Origin of the sequence: Pseudomonas sp. 3HC3 (assembly GCF_044904505.1) — a bacterium.
Taxonomy (GTDB): Bacteria; Pseudomonadota; Gammaproteobacteria; order Pseudomonadales; family Pseudomonadaceae; genus Aquipseudomonas; species Aquipseudomonas putida_Y.
On record NZ_JADDRH010000031.1, the window covers coordinates 1 to 20,894 of the forward strand.

21 protein-coding genes are annotated in these 20,894 nt (G+C 62.3%); 14 read left to right on the plus strand and 7 right to left on the minus strand.

Annotation, left to right across the window (positions count from 1 at the left end):
* Window positions 1–358: 358 nt before the first annotated feature.
* The 3 genes from INQ47_RS24725 to INQ47_RS24735 are packed head-to-tail and all read left to right on the plus strand — an operon-like array spanning window position 359 to window position 3,921.
* Window positions 359–1,018: a paraquat-inducible protein A gene (locus INQ47_RS24725; RefSeq protein ID WP_252459365.1), complete on the plus strand. Its 660-nt coding sequence runs from the start codon at window positions 359–361 to the stop codon at window positions 1,016–1,018.
* Window positions 1,005–1,628, plus strand: coding sequence for a paraquat-inducible protein A (locus INQ47_RS24730; RefSeq protein WP_252459366.1), 624 nt, complete (start codon window positions 1,005–1,007; stop codon window positions 1,626–1,628). The genes INQ47_RS24725 and INQ47_RS24730 overlap by 14 nt, the downstream gene beginning before the upstream one ends.
* Entirely contained in the window at window positions 1,621–3,921 is a 2,301-nt protein-coding gene (locus INQ47_RS24735; RefSeq protein ID WP_404702825.1) for an MlaD family protein, read from the plus strand. Before INQ47_RS24730 ends, INQ47_RS24735 begins: the two co-directional genes overlap by 8 nt.
* Before the next feature lie 160 nt (window positions 3,922–4,081).
* Here INQ47_RS24735 and rpsT read toward each other — a convergent pair whose 3' ends face one another.
* On the minus strand, window positions 4,082–4,360 hold the full coding sequence (rpsT, locus tag INQ47_RS24740; RefSeq protein WP_003247625.1) for a 30S ribosomal protein S20: 279 nt from the start codon (window positions 4,358–4,360) through the stop codon (window positions 4,082–4,084).
* A 250-nt stretch (window positions 4,361–4,610) separates the two neighbouring features.
* Between rpsT and murJ the strand changes: the two genes are divergently transcribed.
* The 6 genes from murJ (at window position 4,611) to ispH (ending at window position 11,946) form a co-directional block, all read left to right on the plus strand.
* Window positions 4,611–6,149: a murein biosynthesis integral membrane protein MurJ gene (gene murJ, locus INQ47_RS24745; protein WP_274149619.1), complete on the plus strand. Its 1,539-nt coding sequence runs from the start codon at window positions 4,611–4,613 to the stop codon at window positions 6,147–6,149.
* A gap of 118 nt (window positions 6,150–6,267) precedes the next feature.
* Complete coding sequence (gene ribF / locus INQ47_RS24750; protein WP_252459369.1) at window positions 6,268–7,218, plus strand: bifunctional riboflavin kinase/FAD synthetase; 951 nt, start codon at window positions 6,268–6,270, stop codon at window positions 7,216–7,218.
* Window positions 7,215–10,046: an isoleucine--tRNA ligase gene (gene ileS / locus INQ47_RS24755; RefSeq protein ID WP_404702826.1), complete on the plus strand. Its 2,832-nt coding sequence runs from the start codon at window positions 7,215–7,217 to the stop codon at window positions 10,044–10,046. Before ribF ends, ileS begins: the two co-directional genes overlap by 4 nt.
* The gene (gene lspA, locus INQ47_RS24760) at window positions 10,039–10,554 is read left to right on the plus strand and encodes a signal peptidase II (RefSeq protein WP_176685739.1); all 516 of its coding nucleotides are present in this window, start codon (window positions 10,039–10,041) and stop codon (window positions 10,552–10,554) included. The genes ileS and lspA overlap by 8 nt, the downstream gene beginning before the upstream one ends.
* The gene (gene fkpB, locus INQ47_RS24765) at window positions 10,547–10,984 is read left to right on the plus strand and encodes an FKBP-type peptidyl-prolyl cis-trans isomerase (protein ID WP_010951871.1); all 438 of its coding nucleotides are present in this window, start codon (window positions 10,547–10,549) and stop codon (window positions 10,982–10,984) included. The genes lspA and fkpB overlap by 8 nt, the downstream gene beginning before the upstream one ends.
* A 14-nt stretch (window positions 10,985–10,998) precedes the next feature.
* Complete coding sequence (gene ispH / locus INQ47_RS24770) at window positions 10,999–11,946, plus strand: 4-hydroxy-3-methylbut-2-enyl diphosphate reductase (protein ID WP_010951872.1); 948 nt, start codon at window positions 10,999–11,001, stop codon at window positions 11,944–11,946.
* Between the two features lie 76 nt (window positions 11,947–12,022).
* On the opposite strand, the gene INQ47_RS24775 is transcribed toward ispH, so the two are convergent.
* Window positions 12,023–12,505 carry a GspH/FimT family pseudopilin gene (locus tag INQ47_RS24775; protein WP_209968137.1) on the minus strand — a complete coding sequence of 161 codons (483 nt, stop codon included), beginning with the start codon at window positions 12,503–12,505 and terminating at the stop codon, window positions 12,023–12,025.
* A gap of 109 nt (window positions 12,506–12,614) precedes the next feature.
* Here INQ47_RS24775 and INQ47_RS24780 point away from each other — a divergent pair, with 109 nt between their 5' ends.
* From INQ47_RS24780 to thiO, 5 genes are read left to right on the plus strand one after another with little or no spacing between them, the layout of a single operon-like run.
* On the plus strand, window positions 12,615–12,797 hold the full coding sequence (locus tag INQ47_RS24780) for a prepilin-type N-terminal cleavage/methylation domain-containing protein (protein ID WP_049588116.1): 183 nt from the start codon (window positions 12,615–12,617) through the stop codon (window positions 12,795–12,797).
* Complete coding sequence (locus INQ47_RS24785) at window positions 12,794–13,438, plus strand: PilW family protein (protein ID WP_252459371.1); 645 nt, start codon at window positions 12,794–12,796, stop codon at window positions 13,436–13,438. Before INQ47_RS24780 ends, INQ47_RS24785 begins: the two co-directional genes overlap by 4 nt.
* A complete protein-coding gene (locus INQ47_RS24790) occupies window positions 13,435–13,899 on the plus strand; it encodes a hypothetical protein (protein ID WP_252459372.1) in 465 nt (154 codons plus the stop codon). Before INQ47_RS24785 ends, INQ47_RS24790 begins: the two co-directional genes overlap by 4 nt.
* Window position 13,900: 1 nt before the next feature.
* Window positions 13,901–14,290: a type IV pilin protein gene (locus INQ47_RS24795; RefSeq protein ID WP_010951877.1), complete on the plus strand. Its 390-nt coding sequence runs from the start codon at window positions 13,901–13,903 to the stop codon at window positions 14,288–14,290.
* Between the two features lie 54 nt (window positions 14,291–14,344).
* On the plus strand, window positions 14,345–15,442 hold the full coding sequence (thiO, locus tag INQ47_RS24800; RefSeq protein WP_404702827.1) for a glycine oxidase ThiO: 1,098 nt from the start codon (window positions 14,345–14,347) through the stop codon (window positions 15,440–15,442).
* Window positions 15,443–15,586: 144 nt separating this feature from the next.
* On the opposite strand, the gene INQ47_RS24805 is transcribed toward thiO, so the two are convergent.
* The 5 genes from INQ47_RS24805 to INQ47_RS24825 form a co-directional block, all read right to left on the minus strand.
* Window positions 15,587–16,996: an amidase gene (locus tag INQ47_RS24805; protein WP_404702828.1), complete on the minus strand. Its 1,410-nt coding sequence runs from the start codon at window positions 16,994–16,996 to the stop codon at window positions 15,587–15,589.
* Between the two features lies 1 nt (window position 16,997).
* Window positions 16,998–18,275, minus strand: a complete 1,278-nt coding sequence (locus INQ47_RS24810) for a Zn-dependent hydrolase (RefSeq protein WP_404702829.1) — start codon at window positions 18,273–18,275, stop codon at window positions 16,998–17,000.
* Between the two features lie 152 nt (window positions 18,276–18,427).
* On the minus strand, window positions 18,428–19,123 hold the full coding sequence (locus tag INQ47_RS24815; protein WP_012051120.1) for an ABC transporter ATP-binding protein: 696 nt from the start codon (window positions 19,121–19,123) through the stop codon (window positions 18,428–18,430).
* Entirely contained in the window at window positions 19,123–19,875 is a 753-nt protein-coding gene (locus INQ47_RS24820; protein ID WP_012051121.1) for an ABC transporter ATP-binding protein, read from the minus strand. Before INQ47_RS24820 ends, INQ47_RS24815 begins: the two co-directional genes overlap by 1 nt.
* Window positions 19,875–20,894, minus strand: coding sequence for a branched-chain amino acid ABC transporter permease (locus INQ47_RS24825; protein WP_252459375.1), 1,020 nt, complete (start codon window positions 20,892–20,894; stop codon window positions 19,875–19,877). The genes INQ47_RS24820 and INQ47_RS24825 overlap by 1 nt, the downstream gene beginning before the upstream one ends.

The window sequence follows — 20,894 nt, forward strand, 5'->3', positions numbered from 1 at the left end:
CGATGCATCGCCGATGGTAGTGTGGGGTTTCCCCATGTGAGAGTAGGTCATCGTCAAGATTCATTTCGCAAAACCCCTATCTGCGCATGCAGGTAGGGGTTTTGTCTTTGTGGGCAAAAAAGCCTGGGCTTGTTTGAATCACTGTGGGCATGCCGTGAAGCAGGCAACTCGGTGGAGGGCACCGGCTTCGCCGGTGTTCGCGGGTAAACCCGCTCCTACAGGGTTCGCGGGTAAACCCGCTTTTACAGAGAAGGGTGCAACGCCAAGGCAGGGGCGTATACCCTCAAGGCCAACGTCGCCTCCCACAATTCGAGCCAGAACACTAGAATAGTCCCACGCACCTATTCAGAAGCGCTATATGTCCAATCCTGTCGAACCTGAAACCCTGGCCCAGTTGCCGTTGGACGAGCTTGTCGCCTGTCATGAATGCGACCTGCTGCTACGCAAGCCTGTGCTGCAGCATGATGAAAAAGCCCATTGCCCGCGCTGCGGCTATGAGCTCTATGCCCACCGGCACAATGTGGTCAATCGCAGCCTGGCCTTGGTGCTGGCGGCCCTTTTGCTGTTCGTGCCGGCCAATTTCCTGCCGATCATGCAGTTGCACCTGCTTGGTCAGACTTCGGACGATACGGTCTGGAGCGGCGTGCTAGGCCTGTACAACTCGGGAATGCGTGGTGTTGCCGTGGTGGTGTTGCTCTGTAGCATGGTCATCCCACTGGCGAAACTGCTCTGCCAACTGGCCGTCCTGTTGAGCATCCGCCTGAACTTCGGGCGTGACTACGGCCTGGTCTTCTACCGTATCTATCACCACCTGCGTGACTGGGGCATGCTCGAGGTCTATTTCATGGGGGTGCTGGTGGCCATCGTCAAACTGGTGGACCTGGCCGAACTGACCGTGGGCCTTGGGCTGTTCTGTTTCATCAGTCTGTTATTGATCCAGGTATGGCTCGAGGTGGTGATGTCGCCCCACCAGATCTGGAGTGCATTATCAGGGGAGGACCTGCATGCGGGCGATTGACGCAGGCATTGTTGTCTGCAATGAGTGTCACGAGTTGAACAGGCAAGAGCCAGACAGCACTGCGCAAACCTGCACACGCTGCGGCGCTATCGTGCATGCACGCCGGCCGAACAGTATCGTGCGCACCTGGGCGTTGCTGATTGCGGCATCGATCCTCTACATCCCGGCCAACATACTGCCGATCATGACCGTGAGTACCCTCGGTCAGGGCAGCCCGGACACCATCATGTCCGGTGTAATCACCCTGCTCAAACACGGCATGGTGCCTATTGCGGCTGTGGTGTTCATTGCCAGTATCCTGGTCCCCACGTTCAAGCTGGTGGGCATCGGCTTGCTGTTGTACTCCGTTCAGCGGCGGCAACCGCTTTCAGCCCGGCAGCGGATATTGATGTACCGCTTCATCGAATTCATTGGGCGCTGGTCCATGCTGGATATCTTCGTCATTGCCATCCTGGTGGCAGTGGTGAATTTTGGCCGAATAGCCAGTGTCGAAGCCAACCTGGGCGCTGTCGCCTTCGCAACTGTGGTGATCCTGACAATGCTTGCCGCTTTAACTTTCGATCCCCGACTGATTTGGGATAACACGGAGTCGGATGACGACCATGAGTGACCTGCCAACGGCTAAAACCCGCCCAGCCTCGAACTGGTCAGCCATCTGGATCTTGCCTTTGATTGCGCTGATGATCGGTGGCTGGCTCGCGTGGCAGGCCTACCGCGACGCTGGCGTGGAAATTGAAGTCCGCTTCGAGTCCGGAGAGGGTATCGTCGCCAACAAGACCGAGGTCATCTACAAGGGCATGCCGGTTGGCAAGGTGAAAAGCCTGGTGCTCGACGCCAAGGGCGACACGCAGGGGGTGATCGCTACCATCGAGATGAACAAAGCCGCGGAGCCCCACCTGAACAAAGGCACGCGTTTCTGGCTGGTGAAGCCGAGCGTCAGCCTCGCCGGAATATCCGGCCTTGAAACACTGGTGTCGGGTAACTACATCGCTGTTAGCCCGGGGGAGGGGGAGCGTACCAAGCGCTTTGTGGCATTGAAGGTGGCGCCACCGCTCTCGGATTCTGAGCCAGGCCTGCACCTGACCCTCAAGGCCGACAGGTTGGGCTCGCTCAACCGGGACAGCCCGGTGTTCTACAAGCAGATTCAGGTTGGCCGGGTGAAAAGCTACCGCCTGTCCGAGGACCAGAGCACCGTAGAGGTGAAAGTCTTCATCGAGCCGGCCTACGCCAGCCTGGTGCGCAAGCACACGCGTTTCTGGAACGCCAGCGGTGTCAGCATCGATGCTTCGCTTTCGGGTGTGAAGGTGCGCAGTGAATCGTTGTCGAGCATTGTGGCGGGTGGTATCGCCTTTGCCACGCCGGAGTACCGCAAGGACAGCCCGCCCACCGATCCGAGCCTGCCGTTCCGTCTGTACGAGGACTTCGATGCCGCCCAGGCGGGTATCCGGGTAAAAGTGAAGCTGAGCGATTATGAAGGCCTGCAGGCGGGCCGCACGCCGGTCATGTACAAGGGCATCCAGGTGGGCTCGCTGAAAGCCCTGAAGATGGAAGACAACCTGGCCAGCGCTTCGGCCGAGCTGACACTCGACCCGCTGACCGAGGACTACCTGGTAGAGGGGACGCAATTCTGGGTAGTCAAACCATCGATTTCCCTGGCGGGAATCACTGGCCTGGAAGCGCTGGTCAAAGGTAACTACATCGCCATTCGTCCCGGTGAGAAGGGCGCACGGCCAGAGCGTGAGTTCGAGGCGCGCGCCAAGGCGCCGCCGCTCGACCTCAAGGCGCCGGGTCTGCACATGGTGTTGTTCGCCGATACCTTGGGTTCGCTGGAAGTCGGCAGCCCGGTAATGTACCGCCAGGTGAAGGTGGGTAGCGTGCAGAGCTATCAGTTCGCCCGTAACAGCAACCGCATCCTGATCGGTGTGCATATCGAGAAGGAGTACGAAAAACTGGTCAATGGTTCGTCGCGCTTCTGGAATGTCAGTGGGATCACCCTGACCGGCGGCTTGTCGGGTATCAAGATCAAGAGTGAGTCGCTGCAAACACTGATGGCCGGCGGTATTGCCTTCGACACGCCACGGCCCGATGTACCGCTGAAGCGGCACATTCCACGCTTCCGCCTGCATGACAGCCAGGAAGCGGTAAACCGTGCGGGTACGTTGATCACCATCCGTGTAGAGCGTGCCGATGGCTTGAAACCGGGCACGGCCATCCGCTTCCGCGGCCTGGATGTGGGCAGTATCGAGAGCGTTGATCTCACCGATGACCTGCAGGCGGTGCTGCTGCGGGCGCGCATTACCGAAGCAGCGGATCGTATTGCCCGTGCCGGTACGCAGTTCTGGGTGGTCAAGCCGGCCCTGGGCCTGGTGCGCACTGAAAACCTCGACACCTTGATTGGTGGGCAGTACCTGGAAGTGCAGCCAGCAGCCAAGAACCGTGGGCCACAGCGCGACTTCATTGCTTTGGCCGAAGCCCCGCAGGTAGCAGGGCCAGAGGTTGGCCTGCCATTGACGCTCAGTGCGCCACGCCGCGGCTCGATCAAGCCGGGTGTGCCGGTTACCTATCGTGAGGTCAAGGTGGGCAAGGTGACAGGCTTCGAGCTGGGCCAGAGCGCTGACCGCGTGCTGATTCATATCCTCATTGAGCCGCGCTATGCCGCCTTGGTGCGCAGCGGTAGCCGCTTCTGGAACAGCAGTGGTTTCGGTTTCGACTGGGGACTGTTCAAGGGCGCTACAGTGCGTACCGAGTCGGTGGAAACCCTGATCGATGGCGGTATCGCCTTCGCAACGCCAGATGGCGAGCAGATGGGTAACCCGGCACGGCCGCGGCAGACCTTTGCCTTGTTCGACAAGGCCGAGGATGAATGGCTGCAATGGGCGCCGAAGATTCAGATAGCCAAGTGATGCAAGGGTAGGGCCGCCTGGCGCGGCCCCTGCTCTGTGGCGCTGCCCAAAGCATATCGGTCATCATGTGCAGGTTGCAGCAAGGCGCATCGGTGACTGTGTATAAATCGCAGGCAACAAAAAGCCGACCCTAGGGTCGGCTTTTCGACTTGCACGTCGCTTAGGCAGCTGCAGCTTCTTTCAGCGCCTTGATGTGGCCATTCAGACGGCCTTTGTGACGAGCAGCCTTGTTCTTGTGGATGATACCCTTGTCGGCCATACGGTCGATTACAGGTACAGCCAGAACGTAAGCGGCTTGCGCTTTTTCGGCGTCTTTTGCGTCGATGGCTTTGACTACATTCTTGATGTAGGTGCGAACCATGGAACGCAGGCTGGCGTTGTGGCTGCGACGCTTCTCAGCCTGTTTTGCACGTTTCTTGGCGGAAGGTGTGTTGGCCACCGTCGAGCTCCTCGAAAGACTTTAGGTAAATAGCAAACAAAATAGGCCGCGAATCATGCCGATCAGTCGAGCGGATGTCAAGGCCACCTGCAAGGTTCCGCCGAGCGGTGCGCCAACAAGAGGGAAAGATTCCTTTCTGCTGCGCGACCTGTACACTCGGGAATTTTTGGCTCCCCTGCGAAGGCGCGGGAGTATCGCACATTCGGACGCTGTCTGGCAGCGTCCTCTGTCATTGGCGTGAATCTTTTCGATGAACCTGCTCAAATCCCTGGCTGCAGTAAGCTCGATCACCATGATTTCGCGGGTGCTGGGCTTTGTTCGCGACACCATCCTGGCCCGTATCTTTGGTGCTGGTGTCGCTACCGACGCCTTCTTCATCGCGTTCAAACTGCCCAACCTTTTGCGGCGCATCTTCGCCGAAGGTGCATTCTCCCAGGCCTTCGTGCCGATTCTGGCCGAGTACAAGACCCAGCAAGGCGAGGAGGCGACACGCACTTTCATCGCCTATATCAGTGGCCTTCTGACCCTGGTGCTGGCCCTGGTGACCGCCATCGGCATCCTCGCTGCACCCTGGGTGGTGTGGGCGACGGCTCCGGGTTTTGTCGACAGCACCGAAAAATACGAGCTGACCACCGCCCTGTTGCGGGTGACGTTTCCTTATATATTCCTGATCTCGCTGTCTTCCCTGGCCGGCGCGATCCTCAATACCTGGAACCGCTTTTCGGTGCCGGCCTTCACGCCCACCTTGCTGAACGTGGCGATGATCGCCTTCGCCGTGTTGCTGACCCCTTACTTCAACCCGCCAATCATGGCGTTGGCCTGGGGCGTGCTGGCGGGTGGCCTGGCGCAGTTGCTGTACCAACTGCCAGCCCTGAAGAAGATTGGCATGCTCGTGCTGCCGCGTCTGAACCTCAAGGACGCCGGTGTGTGGCGGGTACTGAAGCAGATGCTGCCGGCGATCCTGGGGGTGTCGGTGAGCCAGATCTCGCTGATCATCAACACCATTTTTGCTTCCTTCCTGGTGGCCGGCTCGGTGTCGTGGATGTACTACGCCGACCGCCTCATGGAGCTGCCTTCGGGCGTGCTGGGCGTGGCCTTGGGCACCATCCTGCTGCCGACCCTGGCCAAGACCTATGCCAACAAGGACCGCGAGGAGTACTCGCGGATTCTCGACTGGGGCCTGCGCCTGTGCTTCCTGCTGGTGCTGCCCTGCACCCTGGCTTTGGCCATTCTTGCCGAACCGCTGACCGTTGCGCTGTTTCAATATGGCAAGTTCAGCGCATTTGATGCGGCCATGACCCAGCGGGCGCTGATCGCCTATTCCGTGGGCTTGCTGGCAATCATTCTGGTCAAGGTACTGGCACCGGGTTTCTACGCGCAGCAGAATATCCGCACGCCGGTGAAGATCGCAGTCTTCACCCTGGTCTGCACCCAGCTGTTCAACCTTGCCCTGGTCGGCCCGCTTGCACATGCTGGCCTGGCATTGGCGATCAGCCTCGGTGCCTGCCTGAATGCCGGCCTGCTGTTCTGGAAGCTGCGCAGTCAGCGGTTGTTCGAGCCTCAGCCAGGCTGGGCAGTGTTCCTGCTCAAGCTTGTGTTGGCGGTGGCGTTGATGTCGGCAGTACTGTTGGCGGGCATGCACTATATGCCGGCCTGGGAGCAGGGCATCATGCCTGAGCGCTTCCTGCGGCTTGGTGCGCTGATCCTGGCGGGCGTCGTCACGTATTTTGGTTGCCTGTACCTGTGCGGCTTCCGGCCCCGACATTTCGCTCGCAAGGCCTTGCACTGAGGGTTTTGGCGGGTCAGGCGTCGGTTTTTCGCATTCCACGCCGCCCTTGGGCGCTGCTGCCTGTCACCAGCGCCCGGGTGTGGTTATAATCGGCCACTTTATGAGCAAGAAGCGCGTTATGCAGCTGGTTCGAGGTCTTCACAACCTGCGCCCCGAGCACCGGGGCTGTGTCGCCACCATTGGCAACTTCGACGGGGTTCACCGCGGCCACCAGGCAATCCTGGCGCGCCTGCGCGAGCGCGGTCAGGCCTTGGGCCTGCCGACCTGCGTGGTGATCTTCGAACCGCAACCACGCGAGTACTTCGCACCCGATGCCGCGCCGGCGCGCCTGGCCCGGCTGCGCGACAAGATTGAGCTGTTGGCGACCGAAGGCATCGACCGGGTGCTGTGCCTGGCCTTCAACCAGCGCCTGAGCAAGCTCAGTGCCGATGCCTTCGTCAAGGCCATCCTGGTCGACGGCTTAGGCGTGCGTCACCTCGAAGTGGGCGATGACTTCCGCTTTGGCTGCGACCGCGCTGGTGACTTTGCTTTCCTGGTCGAGGCCGGCAAGGCCTACGGCTTCACCGTCGAGGCCGCCAACACGGTAATCCAGGACGGCCTGCGGGTCAGTAGCACCGAAGTGCGCAAGGCTTTGTCCGAGGGCAACTTCGAATTGGCCGAACACCTGCTGGGCCGCCCGTACCGCATTACAGGCCGCGTGCTGCACGGCCAGAAGCTGGCCCGTCAGCTCGGCACACCTACCGCCAACATCCAGCTCAAGCGCCGTCGCGTGCCACTGTCCGGGGTATACCTGGCCAGCATCGTGATCGACGGCAAGGCTTGGCCGGGTGTCGGCAATATCGGCGTGCGCCCCACCGTTGCCGGTGATGGGCGCCCGCACCTGGAGATTCATCTTCTGGACTTTGCCGGCGACCTTTACGGCCGGCGCCTGACGGTGGAGTTCCACCACAAGCTGCGTGAAGAGCAGCGATTCGCCTCCCTGGAGGCGCTGAAGTCGGCGATCGATGCGGATATCGCCGCCGCACGTGCACATTGGCACGCTCAACCGCTAACGAAGAGCCTGAAATGACCGACTACAAAGCCACGCTTAACCTTCCGGACACCGCCTTCCCCATGAAGGCCGGCCTGCCTCAGCGCGAACCGCAGATCCTGCAGCGCTGGGACAGCATTGGCCTGTACCAGAAGCTGCGCGAAATTGGCAAGGATCGTCCCAAGTTCGTCCTGCACGACGGCCCGCCCTATGCCAACGGCAAGATTCACATCGGTCATGCGCTGAACAAGATCCTCAAGGACATGATCGTCCGCTCCAAGACCCTGGCCGGCTTCGATGCGCCGTACGTGCCAGGCTGGGACTGCCACGGCCTGCCGATCGAGCACAAGGTCGAGGTTACCCACGGCAAGCACCTTTCCGCCGACCGTACCCGCGAGCTGTGCCGCGAGTACGCTGCCGAGCAGATCGAAGGGCAGAAGACCGAGTTCATCCGCCTGGGCGTGCTGGGTGACTGGGACAACCCATACAAGACCATGAACTTCGCCAACGAGGCCGGTGAAATCCGCGCCTTGGCCGAAATGGTCAAGCAAGGCTTCGTGTTCAAGGGCCTGAAGCCGGTGAACTGGTGCTTTGACTGCGGTTCGGCGCTGGCTGAAGCGGAAGTCGAGTACGCCGACAAGAAGTCGCAGACCATCGACGTGGCCTTCCCGGTTGCCGATGAAGCCAAGCTCGCCGCGGCCTTCGGCCTGGCCTCGCTGGCCAAGCCGGCCGCCATCGTGATCTGGACCACCACCCCGTGGACCATCCCGGCCAACCAGGCCCTGAATATCCACCCGGAGTTCACGTACGCCCTGGTCGATACCGGCGAGCGTCTGCTGGTGCTGGCTGAAGAGCTGGTCGAGTCGTGCCTGAAGCGCTACAACCTCGAGGGCTCGGTCCTTGCCACCGCCCAAGGCTCTGCGCTGGAACTGATCAACTTCCGCCATCCGTTCTACGATCGCCTGTCGCCAATCTACCTGGCCGACTACGTCGAACTGGGCGCCGGTACCGGCGTGGTGCACTCCTCGCCAGCCTACGGTGAGGACGACTTCGTCACCTGCAAGCGCTACGGCATGGTCAACGACGACATCCTCACCCCGGTGCAGAGCAACGGCGTGTATGTCGAGTCGCTGCCATTCTTCGGCGGCCAGTTCATCTGGAAGGCCAACCCGGCCATCGTCGAGAAGCTGAGCGAAGTCGGTGCGCTGATGCACACCGAAACCATCAGCCACAGCTACATGCACTGCTGGCGCCACAAGACCCCGCTGATCTACCGCGCCACCGCGCAGTGGTTCGTGGGCATGGACAAGCAGCCGACCACCGGCGAGCCGCTGCGTGAGCGTGCGCTGAAAGCCATTGAAGACACCAAGTTCGTTCCGGCCTGGGGCCAGGCGCGCCTGCACGCGATGATCGCCAACCGCCCGGACTGGTGCATCTCGCGTCAGCGCAACTGGGGTGTGCCGATCCCGTTCTTCCTGCACAAGCAGACCGGCGAGCTGCATCCGCGCACTGTCGAGCTGATGGAAGAAGTGGCCAAGCGTGTCGAGCAGCAGGGCATCGAGGCCTGGTTCAAGCTGGACGCCGTTGAACTGCTGGGCGCTGAAGCCGATCAGTACGACAAGATCGCCGATACCCTCGACGTGTGGTTCGACTCGGGCACCACCCACTGGCACGTATTGCGTGGCTCGCACGACATTGGCCACGCCACCGGCCCGCGCGCCGACCTGTACCTGGAAGGTTCCGACCAGCACCGTGGCTGGTTCCACTCTTCCTTGCTGACCGGTTGCGCCATCGATAACCATGCGCCATACCGCGAGTTGCTGACTCACGGCTTCACCGTGGACGAGAACGGCCGCAAGATGTCCAAGTCGCTGGGCAACACCATCGAGCCGGAGAAGGTCAACAACACCTTGGGTGCCGATATCCTGCGCCTGTGGGTTTCGGCTACCGACTATTCCGGTGAAATGGCGGTTTCCGAGCAGATCCTGCAGCGCAGCGCCGATGCTTACCGGCGTATTCGCAATACAGCGCGCTTCCTGCTTTCCAACCTGTCCGGTTTCGACCCGGCCCGCGACCTGCTGGCCTCGGAAGACATGCTGGCGCTGGACCGCTGGGCCGTTGACCGTACGCTGCTGCTGCAGCGCGAGCTGGAAGAGCACTACAGCGAGTACCGTTTCTGGAACGTCTACTCCAAAGTGCACAACTTCTGCGTACAGGAGCTGGGCGGCTTCTACCTCGACATCATCAAGGACCGCCAGTACACCACCGGCGCCAACAGTGTCGCCCGCCGTTCCTGCCAGACTGCGCTGTATCACATCAGCGAAGCGCTGGTGCGCTGGATCGCGCCGATCCTGGCATTCACCGCCGACGAAATCTGGCAGTACCTGCCGGGCGAGCGCAACGAGTCGGTGATGCTCAACGGCTGGTACGAAGGCCTGAGCGAGCTGCCGGAAGGTACCGAGCTGGGCCGCGCTTACTGGGACCGCGTGATGGCGGTGAAGGCATCGGTGAACAAAGAGCTGGAAAACCAGCGTACCGCCAAGGTCATTGGCGGCAACCTGCAGGCTGAAGTTACCCTGTATGCCGACGAAGGCCTGAGTGCCGACCTGGGCAAGCTGGGCGACGAGCTGCGCTTCGTGCTGATCACCTCGGCCGCCAGCGTGGTGCCGTTCGCACAGGCGCCGGCCGAAGCCGTAGCCACCGAAGTCGAAGGCCTCAAGCTGAAAGTGGTCAAGTCCGGCCACGCTAAGTGCGGCCGTTGCTGGCACTTCCGCGCCGATGTCGGCAGCCACCCGGAGCACCCGGAAATCTGCAGCCGTTGTGTCGACAACCTGAGCGGCCAGGGTGAGGTGCGCCACTATGCCTAACCCTGCAGCGGGGCGCTTCGGGCGCCTTGCATGGCTGTGGCTGAGCTTGTTGGTCCTGGTCGTCGACCAGGCCACCAAGCTGTACTTCAACAACACCCTGACCATGTACCAGCAGATCGTGGTCATTCCTGACTACTTCAGCTGGACCCTGGCCTACAACACCGGTGCCGCGTTCAGCTTCCTGGCTGACGGTGCGGGTTGGCAACGCTGGTTGTTCGCCCTGATCGCCGTGGTGGTCAGCGCGGTGCTGGTGGTGTGGCTCAAGCGCCTGGGGCGCAACGAGACCTGGCTGGCCGTGGCGCTGGCGCTGGTGCTGGGTGGGGCGATTGGCAACCTGTACGACCGCATCGTGCTGGGCCATGTGGTCGACTTCATCCTGGTGCACTGGCAGAACCGTCATTACTTCCCGGCCTTCAACGTGGCCGACAGCGCCATCACCGTTGGTGCGGTGATGCTGGCGCTGGATATGTTCAAGAGCAAGAAGTCCGAGGATCCGGTCCATGACTGACACCCGTATCGGCCAGAACACCGAAGTCACCCTGCACTTCGCGCTGCACCTGGAAAACGGCGACACCGTCGACAGCACGTTCGATAAAGCCCCGGCCACCTTCAAAGTCGGTGATGGAAACCTGCTGCCGGGCTTTGAAAACGCCCTGTTCGGCTTCAAGGCCGGTGACAAGCGCACTGTGGCAGTGGCCCCGGAGAACGCCTTCGGCCAGCCTAACCCGCAGAACGTGCAGGTCATGCCGAGGTCCAACTTCGAAGGCATGGAGTTGTCCGAAGGGCTGCTGATCATCTTCAACGACGCCGCCAACACCGAGCTGCCGGGTGTGGTCAAAGCGTTCGATGACGACCAGGTCACCATCGACTTCAATCACCCACTGGCTGGCAAGACCCTGACCTTCGAGGTGGAGATCCTCGAGGTGAAGGCCCTGTAAGCCTGGAGCCGAGCATGCAAATCAAACTCGCCAACCCTCGCGGCTTCTGCGCCGGGGTCGACCGGGCGATCGAGATCGTCAACCGGGCGCTGGAAGTCTTCGGCCCGCCGATCTATGTGCGCCACGAAGTGGTGCACAACAAGTTCGTGGTGGAAGACTTGCGTAACCGCGGCGCCATCTTTGTCGAAGAGCTGGACCAGGTACCGGACGATGTCATCGTCATCTTCAGTGCCCACGGTGTTTCCCAGGCCGTGCGCCAGGAAGCGGCTGGCCGTGGCCTGAAAGTGTTCGATGCCACCTGCCCGCTGGTGACCAAGGTTCACATTGAAGTGGCCAAGTACAGCCGCGATGGCCGTGAGTGCATTCTCATCGGCCACGAAGGGCACCCGGAAGTCGAAGGCACCATGGGCCAGTACGATGCCAGCAACGGCGGCGCCATCTACCTTGTCGAAGACGAGGAAGATGTGGCCAACCTGCAGGTGCGCGACCCGGACCACCTGGCTTTCGTCACCCAGACAACACTGTCGATGGACGACACCAGCCGCGTCATCGATGCGCTGCGTGCACGCTTCCCGAACATCGGCGGCCCGCGCAAGGACGACATCTGCTACGCCACCCAGAACCGCCAGGATGCCGTCAAGCAACTGGCCGGCGAGAGCGACGTGGTGCTGGTGGTGGGCAGCCCGAACAGTTCCAACTCCAACCGTTTGCGCGAGCTGGCTGAGCGCATGGGCACCCCGGCCTACCTGATCGACGGTGCCGAGGACTTGCAACGCGGCTGGTTTGACCAGGCCGCGCGGATCGGCATCACCGCCGGTGCTTCGGCACCCGAAGTGCTGGTGCGTGGCGTGATCGAACAGCTCAAGGCCTGGGGCGCCACTGGCGCTGAAGAGCTGGACGGGCGCGAAGAGAACATCACCTTTTCAATGCCCAAGGAGCTGCGGGTTCGCTCGCTGATCTGACGGGCAGCACCGCCGCCAATGCAGGGGCTGCTTTGCAGCCCTTGCGCGACACAAGACCGCTCCTGCAATGACCGCGCTAGCAGCGGTCATTGCTCTGGTCCTCCGTAAGCAACCTGACTCTGCCGCTTGATGCCAGCGCCACCTGATATCGGCTGCGAGCAGCGGAGCGTTCGCACATTTCCAGTGTTGCGCCCAACCAGCCGTTGCTCGACGTCATTGGCACGCCCAGCGCACTGAATTTGAACTGCTCACCGCGATTGCTGGTTATTTTCAGCGGCTTTGCAAGGCGCTGTTCGCGTAGCACCTGCCGGTTATGCTCCAGCACCACCCGCCAACCATTCCCCCAATTACCGTCCAGCGCTAGCACCAGCACCGGCTGGCCCTGCAACAGCGCATGGCTGCGTGCACTACGCAACGCTTGGGCCAGATCACGCGCTGCTGCTGCCCTGTGAAGGTCATCGCTCATTCTGGCGTAGGCCGGTATGCCGAACTGCGTCAGCAACACCGCCACGGCCAAGGCCGACAACATTTGTATCAGTGTTACGCCGCGTTGCTTCACCGTGCATTCCTCCCTGGACGTGCTTGGCTATAGCTTCCTGGCGGTTGGACAAGAGGTCCAGTCGCCCAAGTTGAAAGCAATGACGGGAAAAGTCGCAGGAGGTGCAGGGATGCACGCAAGGCAAGGGGGCATGACGCTTCTGGAAGTGCTGTTGGCGGTTGTGGTCGTGGCCGTGGGTATGTTCGCCGCAGCGGGGCTGCAACTGCAGGCCTTGCAGGCTGTGGACAGTGCGCGTCGCAATGGGCAGGCGGCAATGGCGGCGCACAGCGAGCATGAACGGGGGCGTCGATGAGGCGCGGCCAACGTGGTTTTGGTTTGGTTGAGCTTATGTTGGCGCTGACTATCGGGTTGATGCTGTTGGCGGCCGCCAGTCAGCTCTTTGCATCGGCTCACCAGGCCTGGCGCCTGCAAAGTACTGCGCTGCGCATGCAGGATGAGGCGCGGCAGGCGTTGTTGCGCATGGCCCAGGATATTCGCATGGCCGGCATGTTTGGCTGTTTGCGCCTGAAACCTTCCGATTTCGATGACCCGGCATTACAGCAGGTCTTCGCTCGCCCCCTGGTGATCGAAGCGTCCACCCTCAGCCTGATCGTGGCGGAGTTGCCTGGGCAAGCTGGTCGACCTGACTGGTTTCTGCACACCGATTGCCTGACCGAAGTGTCTGTCGATGAAGAGCGCAAGGCTGGGGACCCACTGGTGTACCCGGTCAGCAGGTATGTCTACCAGTTCCAGGGCGATAAGTTGAGGTTCAAACGCGGAAACAGCAAATTTCAACCGTTGGTTGATAATGTGCAGGCGATGCGTGTGGAGCGTGTGCAGATGGCGGGGGGAGAACGGGTGGATATCAGCCTGACGCTTTACGAACCCACGCTCAAGGTTCAGCAGCGCCATGAGTTGAGCGTCGCAATCCGCAACCCGGTCCCCGCGTCATGACTCACCAGCGTGGCGTGGTTCTTCTACTGGCCTTGGTCCTGAGCGTCCTGCTGGGCCTGCTTGCCACATCTGCCCTGCGTGACGCGCTGGTGGAAACACGGATGACCGGCTACCTGAGCGATGGCCTGCTGGCGCTGGAAGAGGCTGAGGCCACTTTGCTGGCTGGGGTACGCGAACTTGAACGGGCGCCCCCTGACGCTTGTGACGCGTGCCTGCCACCGCCCAGGCCGCACGATCTGGTTGGGCAGTGGCAAGGTACCCAGACCGGTTTTTTCCAGCTGCAGAACCTGGGTGTCAGCACACGTGCCGCACACATGCCCGAAGGGCAGCCGGTTAGCCTGTTCCGGATTACCGCCGTCAGCAAGCAAAGCCGCTCACGGCATGTGCTGGAAGCGGTCTACGCCGTGGCCGGCAATCAAACCCAACGCATCACCTGGCGGCAAAGATTGCGAGGAGACTGACATGCAGCAAGGCTTGAGCCTGATCGAGTTGTTGATTGTGCTGGCCGTGACCGGCATTCTGGCAGCCATTGCCTACCCCAGTTACAGCGACCAGCTTCGGCGAGCCGCGCGCAGCGAAGTGGTTGGCCTGCTGCATGATGCCGCCCTGCGCCTGGAGCGCCACCGCGTGCGCACTGGCCAATACGCCGAAGGCGACCTGGTCTTGCCCGAAGGTACCCGCTACTACAGCCTTCAGGCCCAGCGCGACAGTGACACCTTCACGCTGCGCGCCCGGCGGCTACCGCATGGGCTGATGGCGCAGGATGGCTGTGGCGATTTCCAGCTCGACCAGGCTGGCGTGCAGCACAATCCGGGCGCCGTTGAGCACAGCACGCACTGTTGGGGAAGTTGAAGGTTCAATGATGCACGGTGCATCGCGGTTTTACTTCAGGTGTTGGATCGACAGATGAGCAAGCAAGTAGTGGTGGTTGGCGGCGGGGTGATCGGCCTGCTGACGGCATTCAACCTGGCAGCCAAGGTCGGCCAGGTGTTGGTGTGCGATCAGGGCGAGGTTGGCCGAGAGTCGTCCTGGGCTGGCGGAGGCATTGTCTCGCCGTTGTACCCGTGGCGCTACAGCCCCGCCGTGACTGCTCTGGCGCACTGGTCGCAGGACTTTTATCCACAGCTGGGCGAGCGCCTGTTCGCCAGCACCGGCGTCGACCCCGAAGTTCACACCACCGGGCTGTACTGGCTCGACCTGGACGACGAGGCCGAAGCGTTGGCCTGGGCCGCGCGCGAGCAGCGGCCGCTGAGTGCCGTGGATATTTCGGCGGCCTACGATGCGGTGCCGGTGCTGGGCCCGGGCTTCAAGCGCGCCATCTACATGGCTGGCGTGGCCAACGTGCGCAACCCGCGCTTGGTCAAGTCGCTGAAGGCGGCGTTGCTGGCGCTGCCGAACGTGACCTTGCGCGAACACTGCCAGATCACCGGCTTCGTGCAGGAAAAGGGGCGCGTGACTGGTGTACAGACGGCTGATGGCGTACTGGCGGCGGATGAGGTTGTGCTCAGCGCAGGCGCCTGGAGTGGCGACCTGTTGCGTACCCTTGGCCTTGAACTGCCGGTGGAGCCCGTGAAGGGCCAGATGATCCTGTTCAAGTGCGCTGAAGACTTCTTGCCGAGCATGGTGCTGGCCAAGGGGCGCTATGCAATCCCGCGACGTGACGGGCACATTCTGGTAGGGAGCACGCTGGAGCATGCCGGGTATGACAAGACCCCGACCGGGGATGCTCTGGAAAGCCTGAAGGCATCGGCGGTGGAGTTGTTGCCTGAGCTTGAAGGCGCCACAGTGGTGGCGCACTGGGCGGGACTGCGGCCGGGGTCGCCAGAAGGCATCCCTTACATTGGGCCTGTGCCAGGGCATGAAGGCTTGTGGCTCAACTGCGGGCATTATCGCAACGGGCTGGTGCTGGCGCCGGCTTCGTGCCAGCTGTTTACCGATTTGCTGACAGGGGCCGAGCCGATTATCGACCCGGCGCCGTATGCGCCAGAAGGGCGTTTGGGCTGAGGACCTCTTCGCGGGTAAACCCGCTCCTACACGAGCGGGTTCACCCGCGAAAGGGCCGCAGAAGCCAATACAGATTTCAGCCAGTAATCGGTGCGTGTAGGAGCGGGTTCACCCGCGAAAGGGCCGCAGAAACCAACACAGATTTCAGCCAGTAATCGGTGCTTGCAAGTGCCGGCTCGGATAATGCTGCTCATACACCTTGCACACCCGCAGCACTTGCTCATCGGCAAAGCGCCCGGCCACCACCTGCAGACCCACCGGCAACCCCTCGCGGGTGAACCCGCAGGGCACCGAGGCCGCCGGCTGTTGGGTCAGGTTGAAGGGGTAACTGAACGGCGTCCACTCCATCCATTGCGCCATCCCCGACCCAGGCGGCACGTTGTGTCCGGCTTCGAACGCCACCAACGGCAGCATCGGCGATACCAGCACGTCATATCGCTGATGAAAGGCATTCATCTTCGCTATCAATTCTGCCCGTGCCTCAAGCGCCTGGGTGTATTCGCCAAGGCTGATCTGTGCGCCTTGTTCGGCAATCCAGCGCAGCCCCGGGTCAAGCAACGCTTTCTGCTCATCGCTCAAGGCACTGGCCAACCGCGCCGCACCGGCAAACCACAGGGTATTGAAGGTTTCTAGCGGGTCGCTGAAGCCCGGGTCCACTTCCTCTACCTGCGCACCCAGCCGCGCCAGGCGCTGCACCGCTTGCGCCACCAGTGCCTGGATCTGTGGGTCGACCTGCACGTAACCGAAGTTGGCGCTGTAGGCGATGCGTAGGCCGCTCAGATCTTGCTGCTGGCTGAGCCATAGCGCCTGCCGGGGTGCGCCGGCCAATCCGTCGCGGGCGTCGGGGCGCGCTACGCAGTCCAGCATCAGTACCGAGTCGTCCACGGTACGCGTCATCGGCCCCAGGTGCGACAGCACGGTCATGGCGCTGGCCGGCCATTGCGGTACATATCCGAAGGTCGGTTTGATGCCGAAGGTGCCGGTGAAGGCGCAAGGGATGCGAATCGAACCACCGGCATCGCTGCCCTGATGCAGCACCCCCAGGTTCAGCGCAGCGGCTGCCGCAGCACCACCAGACGAACCACCGGCAGTCAGCCTGGTATCCCACGGGTTGCGGGTAATGCCGTACAGCGGGTTGTCGGTCACGCCTTTCCAGCCGAACTCTGGCGTGGTGGTCTTGCCCACCAGCACTGCACCGGCTTCACGCATGAAGGCAGAGAAGGGCGCATCGACCTCCCATGGCCCGGCACCCGAGGTAGTACGCGAGCCCTTGCGGGTAGGCATGCCGCGGGTCAGGGTCAGGTCCTTGATCGAGGCGGGTACGCCATCCAGCCGACCACAGGGCTGGCCACGTTGCCAGCGCTGTTCGCTGGCACGGGCGGCGGCGCGGGCACCCTCGCCATCCACATGGCAGTAGGCGTTGACCGCCGGGTTATGCAGGTCGATGCGCGCCAGCACATCGTCGACCACCTCGACGGGTGACAACTGGCGGTGCTGGTACAGTTCGAGCATTTCGACGGCGGTGAGTTCGCCAATCGCGGTTTTCTGGGTCATTTCAACGGGCTCCCGGGTTGGCGGCCTGGAACATGGCGCGCAACAGGACGTCGCAACCATCGGCCAGGTCCTGGGGCGCGGCGTTTTCGATTTCGTTGTGGCTGATGCCACCTTCGCATGGCACGAAGATCATCCCGGCCGGGCCCAGTTCAGCGAGGAAGATCGCATCGTGACCGGCGCCGCTGACGATATCCATGTGGCTCAGGCCCAGCGCACGCGCCCCTTGGCGCACGGCATCCACGCACTGCTCGGCGAAGTACAGCGGCGGGAAGTCGGCTGTCGGGGTTAGCTGATAGCTCAGGCCATGTTTCGCCGTGCTGTTTTCGATGGCTGCGCGCACTTCGCTGACCATGGCGTCGAGGTACCCAGGGTCGAGGTGGCGCAGGTCGATGGTCATGTGCACCTGGCCGGGGATGACGTTGCGCGAGCCTGGGTGCAAGGTCAGGCAGCCGACCGTGCCGCAGGCATGTGGTTGGTGCGCGTGAGCGACGCGGTTGACCGCAGCCACCACCTCGGCTGCGCCGACCAATGCGTCCTTGCGCAGGTGCATGGGCGTGGGGCCTGCATGCGCCTCGACGCCGGTAAGGGTCAGGTCGAACCATTTTTGCCCCAGGCAGCCCTGGACCACGCCGATGGTGGTGCGTTGGTCTTCCAGCACCGGGCCTTGCTCGATATGCGCTTCGAAGTAGGCGCCCACGGCATGCCCGGTGGGCACGCGCGGGCCGGCGTAGCCGATGCGCTGCAACTCAGCGCCGACCGACAGACCTTGGTCATCGACCTTGTCCAGGGTTTCCTGCAGGCCGAACTTACCGGCAAACACGCCCGAGCCCATCATGCAGGGCGGGAAGCGCGAACCTTCTTCGTTGGTCCATACCACCACTTCCAGCGGTGCTTCGGTGGTCAGGTGCAAGTCGTTGAGCGTACGCATCACTTCGAGGCCGGCCATGACGCCGTAGCATCCATCGAACTTGCCGCCGGTGGGTTGGGTGTCGATGTGGCTGCCGGTCATGATGGGCGGCAGGGTGGGGTTGCGACCGGGGCGGCGTGCGAAGATATTGCCGATGGCGTCGACGCTGACCGTGCAGCCGGCCTCTTCGCACCAATGTACGAACAGGTCGCGAGCTTGGCGGTCGAGGTCGGTCAGGGCCAGGCGGCATACGCCGCCCTTGGCGGTGGCGCCGAGTTGGGCCAGGTCCATCAATGATTGCCACAGGCGCTCGCGGTTGATCAGAGGGCTTTGGCCGAGCAGGTGCTGCGAGGGATCGATGCGGGTGTTCATGGTTCATCTCTCCTGAAATTACTGGGTTGCTTGTACCGGCCTATTCGCGGGTGAACCCGCTCCTACAAAGGCCTCGCAGGGCTGAGGGTGGTGACACCTTTTTAGGCGCGGGTTTGCCCGCGAAAGGGCCGGTACAGGTAAGCAAGGTCGGGTCAGGCGCTAAGGGCCAGGTAACGGTTCTTGATGCTCGGGTCCTCGCGGAACTGCGCTGCACTGCCCTGGTAAGCGACGCGGCCCTGCTCCAGCACATAGTGGCGATCAGCAAGGGCATCGCAGACCATCAGGTTCTGCTCTACCAGCAGGATCGACAGCCCTTCGTCCTTGATCCGTCGCAGGATCTTCACCAGTTCATCGACAATCACCGGGGCCAGGCCTTCAGTGGGCTCGTCGAGGATCAGCAGCTTGGGGCCGTTGAGCAGGGCGCGGGCGATAGCGAGCATCTGTTGCTCACCACCGGACAGGGCAAAGCCACCGTTGCGGCGACGCTCCTTCAGGCGCGGGAACATGCTGTACACGTCCTCCAGCTGCCAGCGGCTGGCCTTGCGCACGGCAATCTTCAGGTTCTCCTCCACGCTGAGCTGGCGGAAAATGCCGCGGTGTTCCGGCACCAGAGCAATGCCGAGCCGGGCGATATCGAAAATTTCGCGGCCAACCAGTTGCTGGCCGTTGAAGCTGATTTGCCCCTGCCGTGGGCGGACGATGCCGAGGATGCTGCGCAAGGTGGTGGTCTTGCCTGCACCGTTGCGCCCCAGCAGCGTTACCAGTTCGCCTGCCTCGACCTTGAGCGAGACACCTTCGAGCACATGGCTCTTGTCGTAGTAGGAATGGATCGAATCGACGTTGAGCATCAGGCGGCCTCTCCAAGGTAGGCGGTACGTACGCGCTCGTCGTTGCGCACCTGTTCAGGGGTACCCTCGACCAGGATCTGGCCGTGACTCATCACCGTGATGCGCTGGCTGATCGACATGACAATGCTCATGTTGTGCTCGATCAGTAGCACGGTATGGTCGCGGCCAAGGTCGCTGATCAGGTCGGTCATCACCGGGATGTCGTCGATGCCCATGCCCGAAGTGGGTTCGTCGAGCATCAGCAGGGTGGGCTTGGCACAAATCGACATGCCCACTTCCAGCACTCTTTGCTGGCCGTGCGACAGCTCGCCCGCCAGGGTTTCGGCACGGGCGCTCAGTTTCAGGCGCTCCAGCACCTGGTCGGCGGTGTTCCAGTGGCTGCGCTTGTGCTCGACGCTGCGCCAGAAATTCAGCGCGCCCAGGCCATCACGGCCTTGGGCGGCCAGGCGCAGGTTCTCGCGCACGGAAAGGTTCTGGAACAGGCTGGTGAGCTGAAACGAACGCGCCATGCCAAGCGCCACCCGCCCGTGGGACGGCTTGCGAATGATGTCCTGGCCATTGAACAGGATCTTGCCGGCCGTGGCCTGACGTTCGCCGGTCAGGCAGTGGAAAAGGCTGGTCTTGCCGGCGCCGTTGGGGCCAATAATGGTGTGGATGGTGCCGGCGCGCACTTTGAGGTCAACGCCCGCGACCGCCTTGAACGGCCCGTAGGCCAGCTCCAGCTGGCGGGTTTCCAGGAGGTAGTCGCTCATCACAGAGTCTCCTTGGTCTTGGCCTGGGGTTTGTCATCGGCATTACGGGTGGCCAGCAGGCGCTTGCCCAGTTCGGTCAGGCCGCCCCACAGGCCGCCACGCATGAACACCACCACCAGAATCAGGATTCCCCCCAGCAGCATCAGCCAGCGTGGCCAAAGTTCCGACAGCACGTCACCCAGCAGCACGATGGCGCCGGCCCCCAGCAGCGAGCCGAACAGTGAGCCGGTGCCGCCGACGATGGTCATGATCAGGATGTTCTCGCTCATCATCAGGTCGATGTTCGACAGCGGCGCAAAGTGCAGCAGCATGGCGTACAGCGCCCCGGCGATGCCGGTGATGGCGCCCGACAGCATGAACACCAGAATCTTGAAATGACGGGTGTCGTAGCCGATGGCGGCGGCGCGGGTCTCGTTCTCACGGATAGCCAGCAGGGTGCTGCCGAATGGCGAACGGATCACCCGCAGGGCTGCGGCGAAGATCAACAGGAACAGCAACGCGACGAACACATAGAAGTGCCGCGGATCGGCCAGGTCGACCAGCACATGGCCGGCGATTTCGATATTCGGCCGTGGCACATCAAGCAGGCCGTTGTCACCGCCGGTCCAGCCGCTGAGGGTATAGGCCAGGAAGTAGGCCATCTGGCTGAAGGCCAGGGTCAGCATGACGAAGTAGATGCCCGTGCGACGGATCGCCAGTGCGCCCACCAGCATCGCGAGGAGGGCGCCGAACACAGCTGCGCCAAGCAGCGCGGCGAATATGCCCCACTGCAGGTGGATCATCAGCAACGCTGCGCCATAGGCGCCCACGCCAAAGAAGATGCCCTGGCCGAACGATAGCAGTCCGGTGTAGCCGAGCAGCAGGTTGCAGGCCAGTGCGGCCATGGCAAAGATCAGGATCTCCGTGGCCAGGGTGGCCGAGGGCAGCAACAGCGGCAGCGCCACCAGGCTGGCAACTACCAGCGACAGCAGCGCCGGGGCGCGGCCCTTGGCGACTGGCAATGGGTTTTTCTCGCTCAT

Coding starts and splice junctions, on each gene's coding strand:
- INQ47_RS24725 (WP_252459365.1), top strand. CDS start 359: ATGTCCAATCCTGTCGAACCTGAAACCCTGGCCCAGTTGCCGTTGGAC.
- INQ47_RS24730 (WP_252459366.1), top strand. CDS start 1,005: ATGCGGGCGATTGACGCAGGCATTGTTGTCTGCAATGAGTGTCACGAG.
- INQ47_RS24735 (WP_404702825.1), top strand. CDS start 1,621: ATGAGTGACCTGCCAACGGCTAAAACCCGCCCAGCCTCGAACTGGTCA.
- murJ (WP_274149619.1), top strand. CDS start 4,611: ATGAACCTGCTCAAATCCCTGGCTGCAGTAAGCTCGATCACCATGATT.
- ribF (WP_252459369.1), top strand. CDS start 6,268: ATGCAGCTGGTTCGAGGTCTTCACAACCTGCGCCCCGAGCACCGGGGC.
- ileS (WP_404702826.1), top strand. CDS start 7,215: ATGACCGACTACAAAGCCACGCTTAACCTTCCGGACACCGCCTTCCCC.
- lspA (WP_176685739.1), top strand. CDS start 10,039: ATGCCTAACCCTGCAGCGGGGCGCTTCGGGCGCCTTGCATGGCTGTGG.
- fkpB (WP_010951871.1), top strand. CDS start 10,547: ATGACTGACACCCGTATCGGCCAGAACACCGAAGTCACCCTGCACTTC.
- ispH (WP_010951872.1), top strand. CDS start 10,999: ATGCAAATCAAACTCGCCAACCCTCGCGGCTTCTGCGCCGGGGTCGAC.
- INQ47_RS24780 (WP_049588116.1), top strand. CDS start 12,615: ATGCACGCAAGGCAAGGGGGCATGACGCTTCTGGAAGTGCTGTTGGCG.
- INQ47_RS24785 (WP_252459371.1), top strand. CDS start 12,794: ATGAGGCGCGGCCAACGTGGTTTTGGTTTGGTTGAGCTTATGTTGGCG.
- INQ47_RS24790 (WP_252459372.1), top strand. CDS start 13,435: ATGACTCACCAGCGTGGCGTGGTTCTTCTACTGGCCTTGGTCCTGAGC.
- INQ47_RS24795 (WP_010951877.1), top strand. CDS start 13,901: ATGCAGCAAGGCTTGAGCCTGATCGAGTTGTTGATTGTGCTGGCCGTG.
- thiO (WP_404702827.1), top strand. CDS start 14,345: ATGAGCAAGCAAGTAGTGGTGGTTGGCGGCGGGGTGATCGGCCTGCTG.
- INQ47_RS24805 (WP_404702828.1), bottom strand. CDS start 16,996: ATGACCCAGAAAACCGCGATTGGCGAACTCACCGCCGTCGAAATGCTC.
- INQ47_RS24810 (WP_404702829.1), bottom strand. CDS start 18,275: ATGAACACCCGCATCGATCCCTCGCAGCACCTGCTCGGCCAAAGCCCT.
- INQ47_RS24815 (WP_012051120.1), bottom strand. CDS start 19,123: ATGCTCAACGTCGATTCGATCCATTCCTACTACGACAAGAGCCATGTG.
- INQ47_RS24820 (WP_012051121.1), bottom strand. CDS start 19,875: ATGAGCGACTACCTCCTGGAAACCCGCCAGCTGGAGCTGGCCTACGGG.
- INQ47_RS24825 (WP_252459375.1), bottom strand. CDS start 20,894: ATGAGCGAGAAAAACCCATTGCCAGTCGCCAAGGGCCGCGCCCCGGCG.